The 17,243-nt window shown below is 61.0% G+C and carries 11 protein-coding genes; all 11 read left to right on the plus strand.

What is annotated here, in order from left to right; genetic code table 11:
* Window positions 1-94: 94 nt before the first annotated feature.
* The 11 genes from PDMSB3_RS03555 (at window position 95) to PDMSB3_RS03605 (ending at window position 17,240) form a co-directional block, all read left to right on the plus strand.
* Window positions 95-1,006, plus strand: a complete 912-nt coding sequence (locus tag PDMSB3_RS03555; RefSeq protein WP_165184704.1) for a GDP-mannose 4,6-dehydratase — start codon at window positions 95-97, stop codon at window positions 1,004-1,006.
* 462 nt (window positions 1,007-1,468) lie between these two features.
* A complete protein-coding gene (gene rfbB / locus PDMSB3_RS03560) occupies window positions 1,469-2,530 on the plus strand; it encodes a dTDP-glucose 4,6-dehydratase (protein WP_165184707.1) in 1,062 nt (353 codons plus the stop codon).
* A 10-nt stretch (window positions 2,531-2,540) separates the two neighbouring features.
* Complete coding sequence (gene rfbA / locus PDMSB3_RS03565; RefSeq protein WP_007176994.1) at window positions 2,541-3,434, plus strand: glucose-1-phosphate thymidylyltransferase RfbA; 894 nt, start codon at window positions 2,541-2,543, stop codon at window positions 3,432-3,434.
* On the plus strand, window positions 3,419-3,970 hold the full coding sequence (gene rfbC, locus PDMSB3_RS03570) for a dTDP-4-dehydrorhamnose 3,5-epimerase (protein ID WP_165184710.1): 552 nt from the start codon (window positions 3,419-3,421) through the stop codon (window positions 3,968-3,970). The genes rfbA and rfbC overlap by 16 nt, the downstream gene beginning before the upstream one ends.
* Window positions 3,971-3,981: 11 nt before the next feature.
* Entirely contained in the window at window positions 3,982-4,878 is an 897-nt protein-coding gene (gene rfbD / locus PDMSB3_RS03575) for a dTDP-4-dehydrorhamnose reductase (protein ID WP_165184712.1), read from the plus strand.
* Window positions 4,875-5,771, plus strand: coding sequence for a glycosyltransferase family 2 protein (locus PDMSB3_RS03580; protein WP_165184715.1), 897 nt, complete (start codon window positions 4,875-4,877; stop codon window positions 5,769-5,771). Before rfbD ends, PDMSB3_RS03580 begins: the two co-directional genes overlap by 4 nt.
* 86 nt (window positions 5,772-5,857) lie before the next feature.
* Window positions 5,858-8,029, plus strand: coding sequence for a glycosyltransferase family 2 protein (locus tag PDMSB3_RS03585; RefSeq protein ID WP_232064097.1), 2,172 nt, complete (start codon window positions 5,858-5,860; stop codon window positions 8,027-8,029).
* Window positions 8,030-8,224: 195 nt separating this feature from the next.
* Window positions 8,225-9,013 carry an ABC transporter permease gene (locus PDMSB3_RS03590; RefSeq protein ID WP_165184718.1) on the plus strand — a complete coding sequence of 263 codons (789 nt, stop codon included), beginning with the start codon at window positions 8,225-8,227 and terminating at the stop codon, window positions 9,011-9,013.
* 59 nt (window positions 9,014-9,072) lie between these two features.
* Window positions 9,073-11,526 (plus strand): glycosyltransferase, encoded by a 2,454-nt coding sequence (locus PDMSB3_RS03595; RefSeq protein WP_165184721.1) that lies wholly within the window; start codon window positions 9,073-9,075, stop codon window positions 11,524-11,526.
* An 85-nt stretch (window positions 11,527-11,611) separates the two neighbouring features.
* Window positions 11,612-13,087, plus strand: coding sequence for an ABC transporter ATP-binding protein (locus PDMSB3_RS03600; RefSeq protein WP_407670522.1), 1,476 nt, complete (start codon window positions 11,612-11,614; stop codon window positions 13,085-13,087).
* 85 nt (window positions 13,088-13,172) lie between these two features.
* Window positions 13,173-17,240, plus strand: coding sequence for a glycosyltransferase (locus PDMSB3_RS03605; RefSeq protein ID WP_165184724.1), 4,068 nt, complete (start codon window positions 13,173-13,175; stop codon window positions 17,238-17,240).
* Window positions 17,241-17,243: the final 3 nt, after the last annotated feature.

A 17,243-nucleotide genomic window follows, 5' to 3' on the forward strand; every position in this document is an offset into this window, starting at 1 on the left:
TCAGGCGGCGTAAGGCGCCACCGGCAAGCGCCACGGCGAGCGGCGCGCGTGATATTGCGGCACAACACGATGACCCTCGTGAACGGAGAACAGCATGTCGTCTCTTCATGCAAAGCAGCCTATCCGTACGCTCGTTACCGGCGCAAGCGGCTTTACCGGCCGCTATCTGGTCGATAACCTGGTCGGCCGGGGCCACACTGTGATCGAAACGGTCGCCGGGCGCGACGAGCCTGAAACGCCAACCCGCGTGAGGCTCGACATCACGTCGCCGGATGCCTGCCGGCGCGCGATCGAAATCGCGCGCCCCGACTATATTGTCCATCTGGCAGCGATCAGCTTTGTGGGGCATAACGACCCGCTCGACTTTTACCGCGTCAACGTGATCGGCACGCTGAATCTGCTGGAGGCCTGCGCCGCCGTCGGGCATACGCCGCGCAAGCTGCTGATCGCGAGCAGCGCGAACGTCTACGGCAACGTGACGAGCAACGCCATCGACGAGAGCTTTCCGGTCACTCCGGTCAACCATTACGCCGCCAGCAAGGCGGCGATGGAAACGATGGTGCGGACCTGGTTCGACCGGCTGCCGATCCTGATCGTGCGGCCGTTCAACTATACCGGCCGCGGCCAGGCGTCGAACTTCCTCGTGCCGAAGATCGTCGAGCACTTCGCGCGTCGTGAACCGTCGATAGAACTCGGCAATATCGACGTCGCACGCGATTTCTCCGACGTGCGGTATGTGGCGAGTGCTTATGAAGCGCTGCTCGACTCGGAGGCCGCGGCCGAAACCGTCAATGTCTGCACCGGCACGCCTTTCACGTTGCGCGAAATTCTCGCGGCGGCGAGCGATCTGACCGGACATGAACTGAAGATTCAGATCAATCCCGCCTTCGTGCGGCAAACCGACGTGAAAATGCTGGCCGGCTCGCCCGCCAAACTGCGCACGCTCGTGCCGGCCGTCGAGGCGATTCCGTTCATGGATACGCTGCGCTGGATGCTTGCGGCATAAACCCGCATCGGCGGCGATCTGCTGTTCTTTTTGAGCCGTGATGACGCGCGACTTTCGTTCGCGTATAAACAATCGTGTTGCGCCGCGCGCGGGCTACTGGTTTGTTCAGACGTGTGCGGCGTCCGACTCCCGTTCCCCAGGCGCATCGCGCTGATTCAAGCCGCCAGCCGTTCCATCGGTACGACGATTCGTCATGCTTGCGGTCGCTTGTTGCGACATTCGTCGTGAAAGTGACCGTTGAATTACGAGATCGAAACCAAATTTGTCAAGCTGTTTCAAGTTGTTAGGGTTCTAGTTTTTAACCTGGCTCCCTTTATAATCGGGGCTTCATAAGATTGGCGTTTGAGTGTCCGCCTGCTGTGCAAGGGGTGGCGGCGGGCGTCGACAAGATTCCGCACCACAACGCGCGGTAGCAGGTCAGCGGACTATCCGACCTGCGGCCACCATCTAGAAGGGAATTTCATGATTCTGGTAACGGGCGGCGCCGGTTTTATCGGCGCCAATTTCGTGCTCGACTGGCTCAATGCCTCGGACGAAGCGGTACTGAACGTGGACAAGCTGACGTATGCCGGCAATCTGGGTACGCTCAAGTCGCAACAGGGCAACCCGAAACACGTTTTCGTGCGCGCGGACATCTGCGATCGCAGCGCACTCGACGCGTTGTTTGCTGAGCATAAGCCGCGTGCCGTGCTGCACTTTGCCGCGGAAAGCCACGTGGACCGTTCGATTCATGGACCGGCTGATTTCGTGCAAACGAACGTGGTCGGCACCTTCACGCTACTCGAAGCAACCCGTCAGTACTGGAACGCGCTCGGCGAGGCCGACAAGGCCGCGTTCCGCTTCCTGCACGTCTCGACCGACGAAGTATTCGGCTCGCTGTCCTCTACCGACCCGCAGTTCTCCGAAACCACGCCTTATGCGCCGAACAGTCCTTACTCGGCCACCAAGGCGGGTTCCGACCACCTCGTGCGCGCTTACCATCATACGTATGGGCTGCCGGTGCTGACCACGAACTGCTCGAACAACTACGGTCCGTACCAGTTCCCCGAAAAACTGATCCCGCTGATGATCGCCAGCGCGCTCGCCGGCAAGCCGCTGCCGGTCTACGGCGACGGCCAGAACGTGCGCGACTGGCTGTACGTGGGTGACCACTGCAGCGCGATCCGCGAAGTGCTCGCGCGCGGCACGCCGGGCGAGACGTACAACGTGGGCGGCTGGAACGAGAAGAAGAACCTCGAAGTGGTCCACACGCTGTGCGACCTGCTCGACCAGTTGCGTCCGAAGGCGGGCGCGTCGTACCACGACCAGATCACGTATGTGAAGGATCGTCCGGGCCACGACCGCCGCTATGCGATCGACGCGCGCAAGCTCGAACGTGAGCTTGGATGGAAGCCTGCGGAAACGTTCGAAACGGGTCTGGCGAAGACGGTCCGGTGGTATCTGGACAATCAGGCGTGGTCGGACGAAGTCGCCTCGGGCGAGTACCGCAAGTGGGTTGAGACCAACTACGCGCAGCGCGCGTAAGGGCACGGCAATGGCGCGTAAAGGCATTATTCTCGCGGGCGGTTCGGGCACGCGCCTGTATCCGATCACGCACGTCGTCTCGAAGCAGCTGCTGCCGGTGTACGACAAGCCGATGATCTACTACCCGCTGTCCACGCTGATGGTGGCGGGCATTCGCGACGTGCTGATCATTTCGACGCCGCAGGACACGCCGCGCTTCGAGGCGATGCTCGGCGACGGCAGCCAGTGGGGGATGAATATCCGGTATGCGGTCCAGCCTTCGCCGGATGGTCTTGCGCAGGCGTTTATTATCGGTCGCGACTTTGTGGGCAACGATCCGTCGGCGCTGATTCTGGGCGACAACATCTTCTACGGTCACGATCTGGCGAAGCAGCTGGAAAACGCCAACGGGAAAACGGAAGGCGCGACCGTCTTTGCGTACCACGTGCAGGACCCGGAACGGTATGGCGTGGTCGAATTCGACCGGCAGTTCCGCGCGCTGTCGATCGAGGAGAAGCCTGTGAAGCCGCGTTCGAACTACGCGGTCACGGGTCTGTACTTCTACGACAACCAGGTGTGCGATATCGCCGCCGACATCAAGCCATCGCCGCGCGGCGAGCTTGAAATCACCGACGTCAACTCGCGCTATCTCGCCAATGCGGCGCTCACTGTCGAAATCATGGGCCGCGGTTATGCGTGGCTCGACACCGGCACGCATGATTCGCTGATCGAGGCGGCCACGTTCATCGCCACGCTGCAGAAGCGTCAGGGGCTCGTGGTCGCGTGTCCCGAGGAAATCGCTTATCGGCAACAATGGATCGACGGCGAGCAACTGCAGGCACTCGCCAAACCGCTCGCCAAGAACGCCTACGGCAAGTACCTGCAAAACCTTCTTACGGATCAAGTGGCATGGCCATCCAAGTAACCGCTACCGCACTGCCTGAAGTCAAGATCATCGAGCCGAAAGTGTTTGGAGACGCGAGAGGCTTTTTCTTCGAGAGCTTCAATGCGAAGGAGTTTGCCGAGCAGGTCGAGCCGGGGGCCGAGTTCGTGCAGGACAACCATTCGCGCTCCGCGAAGGGCGTGCTGCGCGGGCTGCACTATCAGATCCAGAATGCGCAGGGCAAACTCGTGCGGGTCGTCGAGGGTGAAGTGTTCGACGTCGCTGTCGACATCCGCAAAAGCTCGCCGAATTTCGGCAAATGGGCGGGCGTGGTGCTGTCGGTCGACAACCATCGGCAACTGTGGGTGCCGCCCGGATTTGCGCATGGCTTCGTGGTGTTGTCCGAGTCCGCGCAGTTCCTCTACAAAACCACGGACTACTGGTTTCCCGAGCACGAGCGCAGCATTCTCTGGAACGATCCGGCTATCGGCATCGAGTGGCCCATCGACTGCGAGCCGCTGCTGGCTGCGAAAGACGCGGCGGCCAGCCGTCTTGCCGATGCTGAAGTCTTTGCATAAGGGGTTGTTGCATGAGCGCACATGATGCCAGGCGGACCATCCTTATCACCGGCGTAAACGGCCAGGTGGGCTTCGAGCTCGCGCGTACGCTGCAAGGGCTCGGCACGGTGGTCGCGGTCGACCGCGCCGCGCTGGATCTGTCCGATCTGGATCAGGTTCGTGCCGTGGTCCGGAAAATCCGGCCGGCGCTGATCGTCAATCCCGCGGCCTACACCGCGGTCGACAAGGCGGAAGAGGAATTCGATCTCGCCATGCGCGTGAACGGCGAAGTGCCGGGCGTGCTCGCTGAAGAAGCGAAAAAGCTGGGCGCGGCGCTGGTTCACTATTCGACCGACTACGTATTCAATGGCGGGAAAGACGGCGCTTACGTCGAAGACGATCCGACCGATCCGCAAAACGCATACGGGCGGACCAAGCTCGCCGGCGAGCAGGCGATTGCCGCCAGCGGTTGCGCGCACCTGATTTTTCGCACGAGCTGGGTGTACGGCACGCGCGGCAAGAACTTCCTGCTGACGATGCTGCGCCTCGGCGCGGAGCGGGACGAACTGAGCGTGGTTGCCGACCAGGTCGGTGCGCCCACCTGGTCAAAGACGATTGCCGCGCTCAGTGCGAACGTGCTGGCGCAGGCAGCGGCGCCGGGGCAGAACGACTGGTGGCACGCGCATACGGGCGTGTACCACTTGACCGCGACGGGCGCGGCGTCATGGCATGGTTTTGCACAGGCCATTTTCGAATTGTCAGGCTTCGCGAAAACACCCACGGTCAAGCCGATCCCGGCGGCTTCCTATCCTACGCCGGCCAAGCGCCCCGGCAATTCGCGCATGTCGAACGACAAGCTTGCGCGGACGTTCGGCATACAGGCGCCGGATTGGCGCGACGCCCTGCAACTTTGTCTGGCCGAGCGTTGAGCGATATACCGCTGACATCGCGCGCGGGGGCCGTCGTCGTTTTTTATAACCCCGATGCGGCCTGTATCGAGCGGGCCAACCGGCTCGCGGCGAGGATGCACTGTGTGGTGGTCGACAACACGCCCGGCGTTCGCGCGGCGAGCGAGCTGGGATTGTCCAGCGCGATCGAGTATCTGGCCAACGGCGAGAATGCGGGCATCGCCACGGCGATCAATCAGGGCGTCGAAGCGTTGCTTCGCGGCGGCTTCGATATGGCGATTCTCTTCGATCAGGACAGCGAGCCGCCCGCGGCGCTGTTCACGGAATTGCCGAAGGTGATCGCCGAGGCCAACGCATCGGGCGAGCGCGTCGCGCTCGCGGGCCCCGCCTACGAAGACGCGCGCCTGCGTGGTCTCGCGCCGTTCGTGCGCTTCAAGTGGGGCACGCTGGAGCGAATCGTGCCGCAGGGCGATCGGCCCATCGAGGTCGACTTCCTGATTTCGTCGGGCTCGTGCATCAATCTGCGCTGGTGGTCGAGCATCGGTCCGATGGACGACGCGCTTTTCATCGATTTTGTCGACCTGGAATGGTGTGTGCGTGCCAAGCAGAAGGGGTATCGGGTGCTCGGCGTGCCGTGGGTTCACATGAGCCATGAACTGGGGGGTGAACCGGTTCGCGTACTGGGGCGCGCCTATCCCATGCACAGCCCGTTGCGTCACTACTACTTGTTCCGCAACGCCGTTGTGTTGATTGGCCGCTCGTATGTGCCCTGGACCTGGAAGTCGTCCGAACTGGTCAAGTTTCCCGTGAGGCTCGTGATCTATTCGCTCATGCCCTCGCAGCGCATGGCCCATTTAAGAATGGCGTTGCTGGGACTTTGGGATGGCATGCGCGGGCGCTTGGGCAGGCTTTAGAAGCGCGGTGCGGCAGCAGCCGGTGCCATTGGAAGCACCCTCTATGGGTGGCAGTCATCCGCGTCGGATGCGCAGGAAGGAAATGCATGAACACAAAATTTGATGAGCACGGCAAGGATGGAGTCCGTCAGAACCTCTTGCAAGGCGAGACGGTACCGAATGACCTTGCCGATGTGCGCCGCCTCCAGGGGCGCGTGGCATTGCTCGAGAGACTGCTTGACGATGCGTTGCGCGACGGTGACTCGATCGCGAAATTGAACAACCGGATTTTGCAACTGGAAGTTGAAAATACGGCGTTGCGCAGTTCGACCTCGTGGCGGGTCACGGCGCCGCTGCGCTCCGTTTCCCGTGTCGTGCTCGCGGTGCGCCTCGCCTTCAGTACCATCGGCCGTCAAGCCGAGGTCAGAGGCGGGCTGGGCAGCGCGTTGAGCTATTACGCGTCGGTGATCCGGCGTGAAGGTTTGCCCGGCGTCACGGCGCGCGTACGCCGGCTGAAGAGCGGCCGCGGATTCGCCGACGGCCCACCGCGCGACGAGGTCTACCACGAGTGGATCAACACGTACGACACCGTCACGCCTGCGAGGCGACATGAAATCGAAGTGGAAATCGCCCGGTTGGCGCGCAAGCCGCTGATCTCGGTCGTCGTGCCTGTGTTCAACAGCGACGAACGTCTGCTGCGCGAAATGATCGCCTCGGTTCAGGCGCAGATCTATCCGCACTGGGAGCTGTGCATCGCCGACGACGCCTCGACCCAGCCGCACGTCAAGGCCGTGCTGCAGGAGTTCGCCGCCGCCGACAGCCGCATCAAGGTGGTATTTCGCGAGACGAACGGTCACATATCCGAAGCGAGCAATAGCGCGCTCGCGCTTGCAACGGGCGAATACGTGGCCTTGCTGGATCACGACGACCTGCTGCCGCCGCACGCGCTGTATATGGTGGCGCGATACGTCAATCGGCATCCGCAAGGCCGGATGTTTTACAGCGACGAAGACAAGCTCACCCTGGAGGGCAAGCGAACCACGCCTTATTTCAAGTGCGACTGGAATCCGCAAATGTTCCTCACGCAGAACATGTTTTCGCATCTGGGCGTGTTCGAGACGAAGCTGGTTCGAGAGGCGGGAGGGTTCAGGAAGGGCTTCGAAGGCAGCCAGGATTACGACCTCGCATTGCGTTGTGTGGAGCTTGCCGGCGACGACAGTGTGATCCACATTCCGCATGTGCTGTATCACTGGCGTATCGTGCCCGGCAGCACGGCGGGCAGCGGCAGCGAGAAGCCTTATGCGCTGGTTGCCGCCATTCGCGCGCTGGAAGAGCACTTGAAGCGCGCGAACATCAGCGCGACGGTCGAGCATCCGATCGAAACACTCGGCGTGCTGCGCGTGCGCTATACGTTGCCGAGTCCGCAACCCAAAGTGTCGATCATCATTCCCACCCGCGACGGACTCGCGCTGCTCAAGCAATGTGTGGACAGTATTTTCACGAGCACGCTTTACCAGAATTTCGAAATCATCATCGTCGACAACGGAAGCGTGAGGCCGGAGACGCTGAGATATTTCGATGAGATAACGCAGCGTTCCAATGTGCGCGTTTTGCGCGATGAATCGCCGTTCAATTTCTCCGCGCTGAATAATCATGCGGCCCGCGTGGCGACCGGCGAATATCTGTGTCTGCTGAATAACGATATCGAGGTTATCGCGCCGGACTGGTTGAATGAAATGGTCAGCCTTGCCGCGCTGCCGCGCGCCGGGGCCGTGGGCGCTTGCCTGTGGTATCCGAATGATGCATTGCAGCACGGCGGCGTGGTGATCGGTCTTGGCGGCATTGCCGGCCACATGCATCACATGATGAAGCGTGGGCATTACGGTTATTTCGGCCGCGCGGTCGCGACGCAGAATCTGTCGGCCGTGACTGCTGCGTGCCTCGTCGTGAAAAAGTCTGTCTACGACGAAGTTGGCGGTCTGGAAGAAGAGCTGGCGGTCGCCTTCAACGACGTGGACTTCTGCATGAAGCTGCTCAAGGCGGGCTACCGCAACATCTGGACGCCGTATGCGGAGTTGTACCACCACGAATCGGCATCTCGCGGCTCGGATCTCGACCCTGAAAGATACGAACGTTTCGTGAGCGAAATTCGCCGCATGGAGGCACGTTGGGAGGGCTGGTTCGAACGGGATCCTGCCTACAATCCTAATCTGTCGCTCAGTTGCGAAGTCCTGCCGTTCACGCTTGCGTCCCCGCCGCGTATCGGTCAGTTCGAATAGCGGTGCGGCGCGCGGCCAGAGCCTGATTTGACTGGGTTCAGTCCGCTACGGCAGAATGCCGGGTTAAGATGACGGCGGCTGTATCCAGAAATATTCATTACGTTCCGGCGCACAGGCAGACACGCCGCCGGAATTTTTAGCACCGTTTGCATCGATTTGACAATCGAAGCGCGAACGGTTTGTCGGAATCTATCAATGCAAATTTCAGTTTTGCGGCACCGGTCGCTTTTGTGGGATTTTGTCCGGCGTGACCTTGCGACTAAATTCCGCGGTTCGGCGCTTGGCTCCGTCTGGATGCTCGTTACGCCAATCCTCACTTTGCTGGTCTATTTCTTCGTTTTTAGCGTGGTGTTTAAGGCGCGCTGGTCGGGCGGCGGCTTAAACAGTAAGGCCTCCGCACTGATTCTTTTCAGCGGGCTGATTACTTACACGTTCTTTTCCGAGTGCTTTCTGCGCGCGCCGATGCTGATGCGGGAGAATCCGAACTTTATCAAAAAGGTCGTGTTCCCGCTCGAAGTATTGCCGCTTGCCATCACTTTGTCCGCGGTCGTGAACGCTGCGATCGGCTACGGTCTTCTGCTTCTGTTCAACCTGGTGTTCGTCGGTTTGCCGCCGCTTTCCGCCATCGCGCTGCCAGTCGTTCTGCTGCCGATGTTTTTCGCCGTGCTGGGTGTGACTTATCTGCTGGCGTCGCTCGGCGTGTATCTGCCCGATATCAAGCTGCTGGTCCCGCCAGTCTCGATGGCGATCATGTATCTGAGCCCGGTCTTCTATCCGCTCGATATGGTGCCGCAAATCCTGCGATTCGCGGTCGCGATGAATCCTTTTACGCCGGTACTGGAAAACGTTCGGCACGTATTTTTCTTCGGCGAATGGCCGGATCCGCTGGGAATGATTATTCAGCTCGCGGTGTCGATTGCTTTTTTAAGCGCATGCTACTGGTTTTTCATGAAATCAAAAAAGGGATTTCCTGATGTGCTTTAAGCGTTTCGTCAAAAAGGTATAAGTCGAATTAACATCGGCAGGCATTGGATTAAATATAAATGAATAGCAAGAAGGCGCGTGTTGGTATCGTTGTCGTAACCTTCAACTCATCGGAGGTGTTCGCGCTTGCGATCGAGAGTCTCATCAAGACCCGAAGCGATACGGAATTCGTCGTGGCCGCGATCGACAACGCATCCCGGCCGGCCGAGCGTGCCGCCGTGCAAGCCACGTTCGATAACGCCGTCGCACAGCATGGCTTGCAAGGTCAGTTTTTTCAGCAGGATAAAAACCTCGGATTCTCCGGGGGAAATAACATTGGTATCGAGTACTGTCTGTCGGACCCGGCAATTACGCATATCTGCCTGCTCAACAGCGACGTGATTGTCACCGACCATTGGCTCGATTACCTCGTCGCGGCCGATAAGGATGCGATTGGGCCGCTGACCAATGCGTCGAATAATGAGCAGGGAATCCCCATTCCTTATCAGCTCGGCGACCGCAACAGGCTGGCCGAGGGCAGCGCCGTGCTCGATATGCCGGCGCTCACCGAGTTTGCGATTCGCCGGCGTGAAGGCTGGCTGGGTTTGACGGTCGACAGCGACTTCCTGAGCTACTACTGTGTCCTGTTTTCCCGCAAGCTGATCGAACGCGTGGGCACGCTCGACGAGCGCTTCTTTCCGGGCGCGTACGAAGACGACGATCATTGCGTGCGCATTCTCGAAAGCGGCTTCACGATGCATGTGGCTCGCGACGTCTATATCCACCACTGGGGATCGGCGTCGTTCGGCAAGCTGGATGTCGTCGAGGCGCAAGGATTCGCGGCGCAGAACCGCAAACGTTTCGAAGAGAAGCATGGCCGCGCATGGCAGGACCGCACGCGCTTGTCCGTGACTGCCTGGATGCAGGATTCGTTGTTTGCGATTGCCTCGCCGAAGCGCTTTCCGATTCACCTTGAAACGCATCGCCTGTACGCCACGCAAATGCGCATGCTCGTGGAAGGCCTCGAGGCCCATTCCGCGTACCTCGGCGGCGAACTTGCGCGCAAGCAGGCCGAGCAGTTTTCCGACCTGCGCTCACTGGTGATGGGGCGTTATGTCGACGAGCCCGCGTCGGGGCACTCCTTGCTCCCCGCGATCAGCAGCATCGCCGCGGACATCGAGCAATACCTGTCGGTGGATGGCGAAGGGGTCGCGCCGGCGATCACGCAACGTATGGCGGTTCGCTTCGAATCGCTGGCTCGTGAACTGGACGCGCTCGTGGCAAGGACGTCGGAAATGGCTCACGCGCTGGCAGGATTGCAGGCCGCCCGCGCGCAGGACAAGCCGCCCGGGCTCATGCAACGCGTAATTAACCGGCTGGCGCGCGCCGCGCAGTTTCCCACTTCGAAAGTGAGCCGGCTGGTGCGCGGATACGAATTGTTGCAACTGGTGATCGCCGGCAACGGAATTCTTTTCTTCGCGCCGTATCCGACCAGGGAGCGTGAACGGGACGGCTACTTCCAGCGCGTCAAGGCGATCGACTCGCTGTTTCCTTCGAAGCACCGGGTGTATTGCGATGTTCGCGGCCATGTGGAGGCGAGGCCCTTTATCGAAAGGGCGGCACATAACGCATGGATCCTGAATATCTCGCTGATGTCGGCCAATCAACGCCGGGTCGTGGCGCTCCTCGCTCGCCGCTTCAAGCGCGCTTACTTCCACAGCGTGTTGCGCATGCCGAATCCCGTGGCGGAAGCGGTGCTTCGCGTACCGGGCCTGAAATGGGTGCTCGACGTACACGGTGTCGTGCCCGAAGAGTTTCGGATGCACAATGATTTCTTCTCCGCGCGCATTCATGACGATTGTGAGCGGTTGGCTGCGGAGAAGGCGAGCCGCGTGATCGTCGTGTCTCAGGCAATGGGCGACTATCTCGCGCACAAGTATCGCGAATTGCTGCGGGCCAAGGTGATCGTATTGCCGATCTTCGCGCTGGAGGAGGGCAGCGAAGCGGTGCGGCCATATAAGGACGGCCGGCCTACGGTCATTTATGCCGGCGGCACGCAGAAGTGGCAAAACGTACCGGCCATGCTGAATGTGGTTGCACGAGCATTGGAGCGCGCCGACTGGTGGATGTACACGCCGGATATCGACGTGATGCGAAACGCGGCGTCGTCCGAGGTTCAGGCGCACCCGAACTTCCACGTGGCCAGCGCGACCCGTGCGGAACTCAACGAGGTGTACCAGCATTGCCATTTCGGTTTCATTTTGCGGGACGACATGGTGGTGAACCACGTATCCTGCCCGACGAAGTTGATCGAGTATCTGGCGTTCGGCATCGTTCCTATCGTGGATACGCCCAATATCGGCGACTTCAACACCTACGGCATGCGTTTCGTGAACGTTGAGGATTTCGCCAGGGGGCTCATTCCGGACGCGGCGACGCGCATGGAAATGGCCGCGCATAACAAACTGATCTGCGAGCGGCTGGTCGAGCAGAAGGCCACAGGCGAGCAAGAACTCATCGAGGCGCTGACCTAGTCGGTGCAACCCGAGCCGCCGCGCACGCAGGCCGGCTCCCGATTACAGTTTGGTGTCAAGCTGTTCATCAACAAAGAGAGTGGTCTTGGACGATATAGCTATCCACGTTCGCGAACTGAGCAAGCGTTACGAACTTTATGCGAAGCCTCACCATCGGCTGGCGCAGATGCTCCTTCGTGGCCGCCGGCAGTTTTTCGGGGAATTCTGGCCGCTGCGCAACATCTCCTTCAATGTGAAGAAGGGTGAGGCGGTCGGTATCGTGGGCCGCAACGGCGCCGGTAAATCGACGCTTCTGCAGATCATTGCCGGCGTCCTGTCGCCCACGCAGGGCGAAGTGCAGGTGCATGGCCGCGTCGCGGCCCTGCTGGAATTGGGCAGCGGTTTCAATCCGGAGTTTACAGGCCGCGAGAATGCGTACCTGAACGGCGCGATTCTCGGCCTGACGCGCAAGGAGATGGACGCGGCCATGCCGGAGATCATCCGCTTCGCGGCTATCGGCGATTTCTTCGATCAACCCGTCAAGCACTACTCCAGCGGGATGATGGTGCGTGTCGCGTTTGCGGTGCAGGTGCAACTGAACCCGGATGTGCTGATCGTTGACGAGGCGCTGGCGGTGGGCGACGCGCTGTTCCAGAAGCGATGCTATCAGCGCATTCGCCAGCTTCGGGATCGTGGCGTCGCGATTCTCTTCGTGTCGCACGACATCGAGTCGGTGCGGACCTTTACCGACCGCGCCATTCTGCTTCACCACGGCGAGGTCATGGCGGCGGGGCCCTCGGGCGAAGTCGTACTGGCCTATCGCAAGCTGTTGCACGACGAGGAAAACCTCGCGAAGCAGAAGGAGATCGCCGAGCACAAGCAGGCGCTGAAGGCGGACACGGGCGCGAAGGTCGAAGCGCTCGCCGCGCCTGAAGCGTCGGCGGCGCCCGCGGCGTCGGCCGAACCGCTCGAGGTCGCGGCCTCGGAGGGACATCTCGCGCAGGCGGTATCGAATGTCGCGGACGCAGCCGATCAGATGGAAAGCGAGGCCCGCAACGAGGGAGGCAAATTCGAATTCGGCAGCCTGGAAGCGCTGATTACGGACGTCTCCATACTGGACGGCGCAGGTGAGCCATGCACCACGTTCTACACCGGCGACGCGATCAGGATCGTCGTGAAATTCTCGATCCGTGAGGACATGGACAAGCTCTATGTCAACCTGCGTATCCGCAATAAGGAAGGCATCAAGATGTATTCCTGGGGGACATTCAACCAGGACGCCGAGCTCATTGCGGCGAAGCAGGACGGCTTCATTTTCTGGAACCGGAAGTTTCGCGCGGGCGAAGAGCACTCCGTCGTCTTCACGATGGACCGCTGCTCGCTCGGCGAAAACTTCTACGAAGTGCAGGCGTCGCTGATTCATCAGGAGTCGATGAATTTCTCCGATCAGGCGATCCTGCACTGGATCGACGAGGCGGCATTCTTCATGGTCCGCGCGCGGGTCGACACGCATTTCTTCGGCGGCGTTTGCGATCTGCATATGCGCGCCGAACTTGAAGCACCCACCGGCGCATCCTCGTAAGGTCGACGCCTGTCAGTCGCAAGCACCGGAACGACTGGCGCCTTCGATAAAACGGCTCGCCGTACTAAACCTTGGTGTTGACAGTATGTCCGAGTTTACAAGCCACGATGTCCGAGCATTCCTGCGCCAATGCGTAACCTGCTTCGGGCACGGCAAAGTCCTGTACATCGGCCCTCGTGCGGCTGATGCGCTCGACTTCCTGCTGGCCGCGGGAACCGATCCGTACGTGCTCTCGTTCGACGCGGATGGCGGCGCGCGCGCCGCTCAGCGCTTCCTGTCCAACCGGATCGAAGCGGCCCCCGTTGCCGCGCCGGCGCTCGACATTGCGCAGCGCGAGTCTTTCGACTCGGCAATCGTTGTTTTTCCGCCAGATAGCAAGTCCTCCGATCTGGCGATCTGGCTCGGGTTGATTGCAGGCGCGGGTATCAGCCATGTCGCGCTGATGACTCCGGCCGGGCAAGATGTGAATGACCTCGCATCGGCTGGCCACGCTACAAAAAAGGCCTTCGAACTGGGTTTCCGGATTCACGCCCGCTTGCAGTTTGCGCGGCTGACTTATCCGGTACCGCCATTGGCCGGCTACCAGGTGTCTGCTTTCGAGCGTGCCGGAGACGCGTCGACGCAACGGAGCCCCGCAGCCGCCGGAGATGTCTTGCGGTCCACCGACTCCGCGTCGGGAACCGCAATCTCCGAGCTCACGCAGATCGGCAATCTCGTTCGGGTCGGCGACGCCGTTCTCGTGCTGGACGATACGCCGGGCAGCGGTGCGCACATCGTGGCGCAGAACTCGACCGCGAGTCGCGTGCTTGGCATCGTGACGGACGCGCGGCAGTCCGACTACGCGTCGAATCAGTATGGCGTTGCCGGCCGCGTCGATTTCAAGCCGTGGTCCGGTGGCGGACTGGATGGTCTCGCAAACCATTCGTTCGACGTACTGATTTGCCGTGATGTTCGCCGCTTCACATTGCTCGACTGGCCGCGACTCGCCGACCTCGTGCGGCCGGGCGGCCGCCTGATTCTCGGGTTTGCGGGGCGGGAAAGCCAAAGCGACGTTTCTGTCGCGCCGCAGTCTCCTGCCGAACTGCTGCGCTCCAGTACGGGTTCGACCGGTGCGCGCTGGCTGCCGGAATCCGCATTCATTTTGTCGGCCGGTGCGGCGTTGGACTTTGCGTGGCGCAAGATAGGGCTCGACGAACGCGCCGGGGCCGGTGGCGATCATCTGTTGGTGGTCGCGATGCTCGACCCTGTCGGCGCGAATGGAGCGGCTTTTGTCGATACGATGTACAGGCATGCCGATTCCCCGGTGTTCAATGTGCTGCCCGACAGCCGCAGCATGCTGAATCCGTGGCTTTTTCGGAGCATGGTGACCATCGGCACGCGCATGAGCGACGATACCGAATTGGGACGCCTGCAAGCGCGCGTCCTCGCGCAGGCGCCGCACGGCACCGCCGACTACGGCGCTGCGCTGTGCGGTCACGCCTATCGCGTTCTCGGCGTACGTGCCTCGGCGGAAACGGTGCGCACGTGCGTGGCGGAAATCCAGGCGTACATCGATACGGACAGGAAGGACGCACAACATCTGCGATGGTCGATCTCGCTCAGTTATGTGGCCGCGAAACTCCTGCAGGCGGTGGGCGATCTCGAAGGAGCCGAAGTCTGGGCATTGAAGTGCGCGTCGATGGACCCGGTTCCTTTCAGTCCGCTGCTGGCAACCAAGACGGTCGCCGCGCTCGACCTGGCGGCAAGCGTCGCCGTGGGCCGCCACGACTATGAGACCGCGCGCCAGTATCTGGAGCGGGCGGTGCGGGAAGTCCAGCGGGTTTTGTCGGGCGACTGGGTCAACATTCTCGGCGATCTGACCAGGCCGTTGAGTTTCGGTTTCCCGGAAGTTTCGCAACTGGCCGAGTTGGGCGCGCGATGTTGTTATCTTCTGAATTATCTGGCCGATGCCGGCTATCGGCCCGGGCTGGTTTGGCGTGAACACCGGGGCTTCTACGAGCGCGTCTTTGAAGGAAAGGACACGCAGATCGAGGTTTTGCTGGATCGCAATACTTTCCTGTATGGCGAGACACGACGTCTGGAGGATTTCATTCAAGGGTTGAGAAAAGAGACCCAGCGACTGGAAGGCGTCATTCAGCAAGGTAAAGACGAGGCGGCTCGCCTCGAAGGTGTGATTCATGCCATGACAGGCGAGATGGCTCGCCTTCGGAAGGTTACTAGAGAGAAGGACGGCGAAGTGGCAGTTCTCAAACAGACCGTTGCTATTGAGCAGGCAGATATGTCTCGTCTCGCAGCGACGATCGAGGAACAGCAGCGCGCAGCAGCGGCGCGAACGTGGAAAGGCCGGTTGCGTCGCCTGTTTCGGGCGCTTGCCAGGCGTACGGGTGTGGCAGGTAGGGGGCCGCTTCCTGTTTCGCTGGCGATTCCGGCTCCAGCGCTTGCGAAGCGCGTTCCAGGCGCGCCGTTGTTGCTCGACGAACGACGCGTTGCACAGTGGCTTGATCAGTTCGATCCGGACGCGCCGCGTTGGGCAGCCAGTCCGGCGCTCGCGTCGATCCTGCCGGGCGGCGCGCACGGCTCGAGCGACCTGAATACGGATGACGTACAACTGAAAATTATCGCCGCGGCCGATTTGCCGTCTTTGGCGCCGCAGTCGCCGGACGTGGTGATCGTGGTCGTATTCAAGGCTGGCGACAATCCATACGCGTTACGCAGCGACGTCTACGAACATGCGGACTTGTGCATCGCGCTCGATCACCATGTCTTCCTGGGCCTCGCGCTGCTTCATCCCTTGGTCGTCGAAGCCGCACCCGCGAATGTCGTTGAGTCCGCACAGCGTTTCTGGAAAGCAATCAATAGCGCGCAGCCGCTGATCGTGCCCGACGCTCCCGACTTCAACCCATTGGCGGCGCCGGCCGTCATGTTGCAGGTCGACAACTTTATGGTCGGCGGTCTCGAACGTGTTGTCTTCGACTTGCTGGAGCGGTTGGGCAAGGCGGGCTTTCAGCCCATGCTCGGCGTTACCGGCGAGATCGCGGCCGAGGCCGAGGCTGAACTCCGGCAACGACAGTTCAACTACGTGCGCCTGCCCCGCGATTCCGCCCAGCTTCGCGCAGCGCTGGTCGAGCGGAAGGTGGCGCTGGTCAATGCTCACTATTCGCTTTCGCTTGGCGAGGTGTGTGCCTCGCTCAACATTCCGTTCGTCCAGACCGTTCATAACATGTACATGTGGCTCGACGCCGCGGGTAAGGAACAGTGGCGTCGCACGGACGAGGTGACGGACGCCTATATCTGCGTGTCGGCCAATGTCGCGATGTTCGCCGACGTGAATCTCCATTTGAGCGCGCAGCGGATGATCGTCGTGCCGAACGGCTGCGATTCCGGCAGCGCGATGCCGCTGCTCGAACCGGAACGCGATCTCGCGCTGCGCGAGCAACTCGGATTTCCGGCGAATAGTCCGGTCTTTCTCAACGTTGCCTCGATCAATCCGGTGAAGGGTCAGGGCTTGCTGATCGATGCATTTGCGATTGCGCATGCGAAGCGGCCCGATATCCGCCTCGTGATACTCGGCAAGCACTCGGATGCCGCGTATGCCGCGCGGCTTCAGGAGCGCATTGCGCATCACGGTCTGCAAGGCGTGGTGTCGATGCCTGGCTACCGGTCCGATGTCTATCGCTTTGTCGATCTGGCGCGGGCGGTCGTGATGCCATCCTTTACCGAAGGCTGGAGTCTGGCGATCTCAGAAGCCCTTCAACGTAATGCGCCGGTGATTGCCACCGACGTCGGCGGCGCGCGCGAGCAACTGATCGACGAAGCGAGTACGGTGATTCGTGCCTATCGCGACGACTGGTCGACACTCGACGGTCCTCAGTTCTTCCAGGCAATCGCGAATGAGTGGGACTTGCATGCCGTTCGGGACGAACTGGCCAGAACCCTTCTCGAACACGCCGAACGGCCGGCGCGCCAGCCGCGCAAGGGTCTCCAGCAGTCGTTCCAGTCGATGACGCCGGCGGAAGCCTATACGCGGCACGCGGAGATTTTCGCTTCCATCCTGACGAGAACGAACGCCGATTGCGTTCGCTATGCGTCTTATCGCCCTCAGCGTCAAAGCCGTTACGTCAAGTTGACCGATGCACGACCCGAAGTGGTCTGAAGC

This window comes from Paraburkholderia dioscoreae (assembly GCF_902459535.1).
In the GTDB taxonomy this organism is placed as follows: Bacteria; Pseudomonadota; Gammaproteobacteria; order Burkholderiales; family Burkholderiaceae; genus Paraburkholderia; species Paraburkholderia dioscoreae.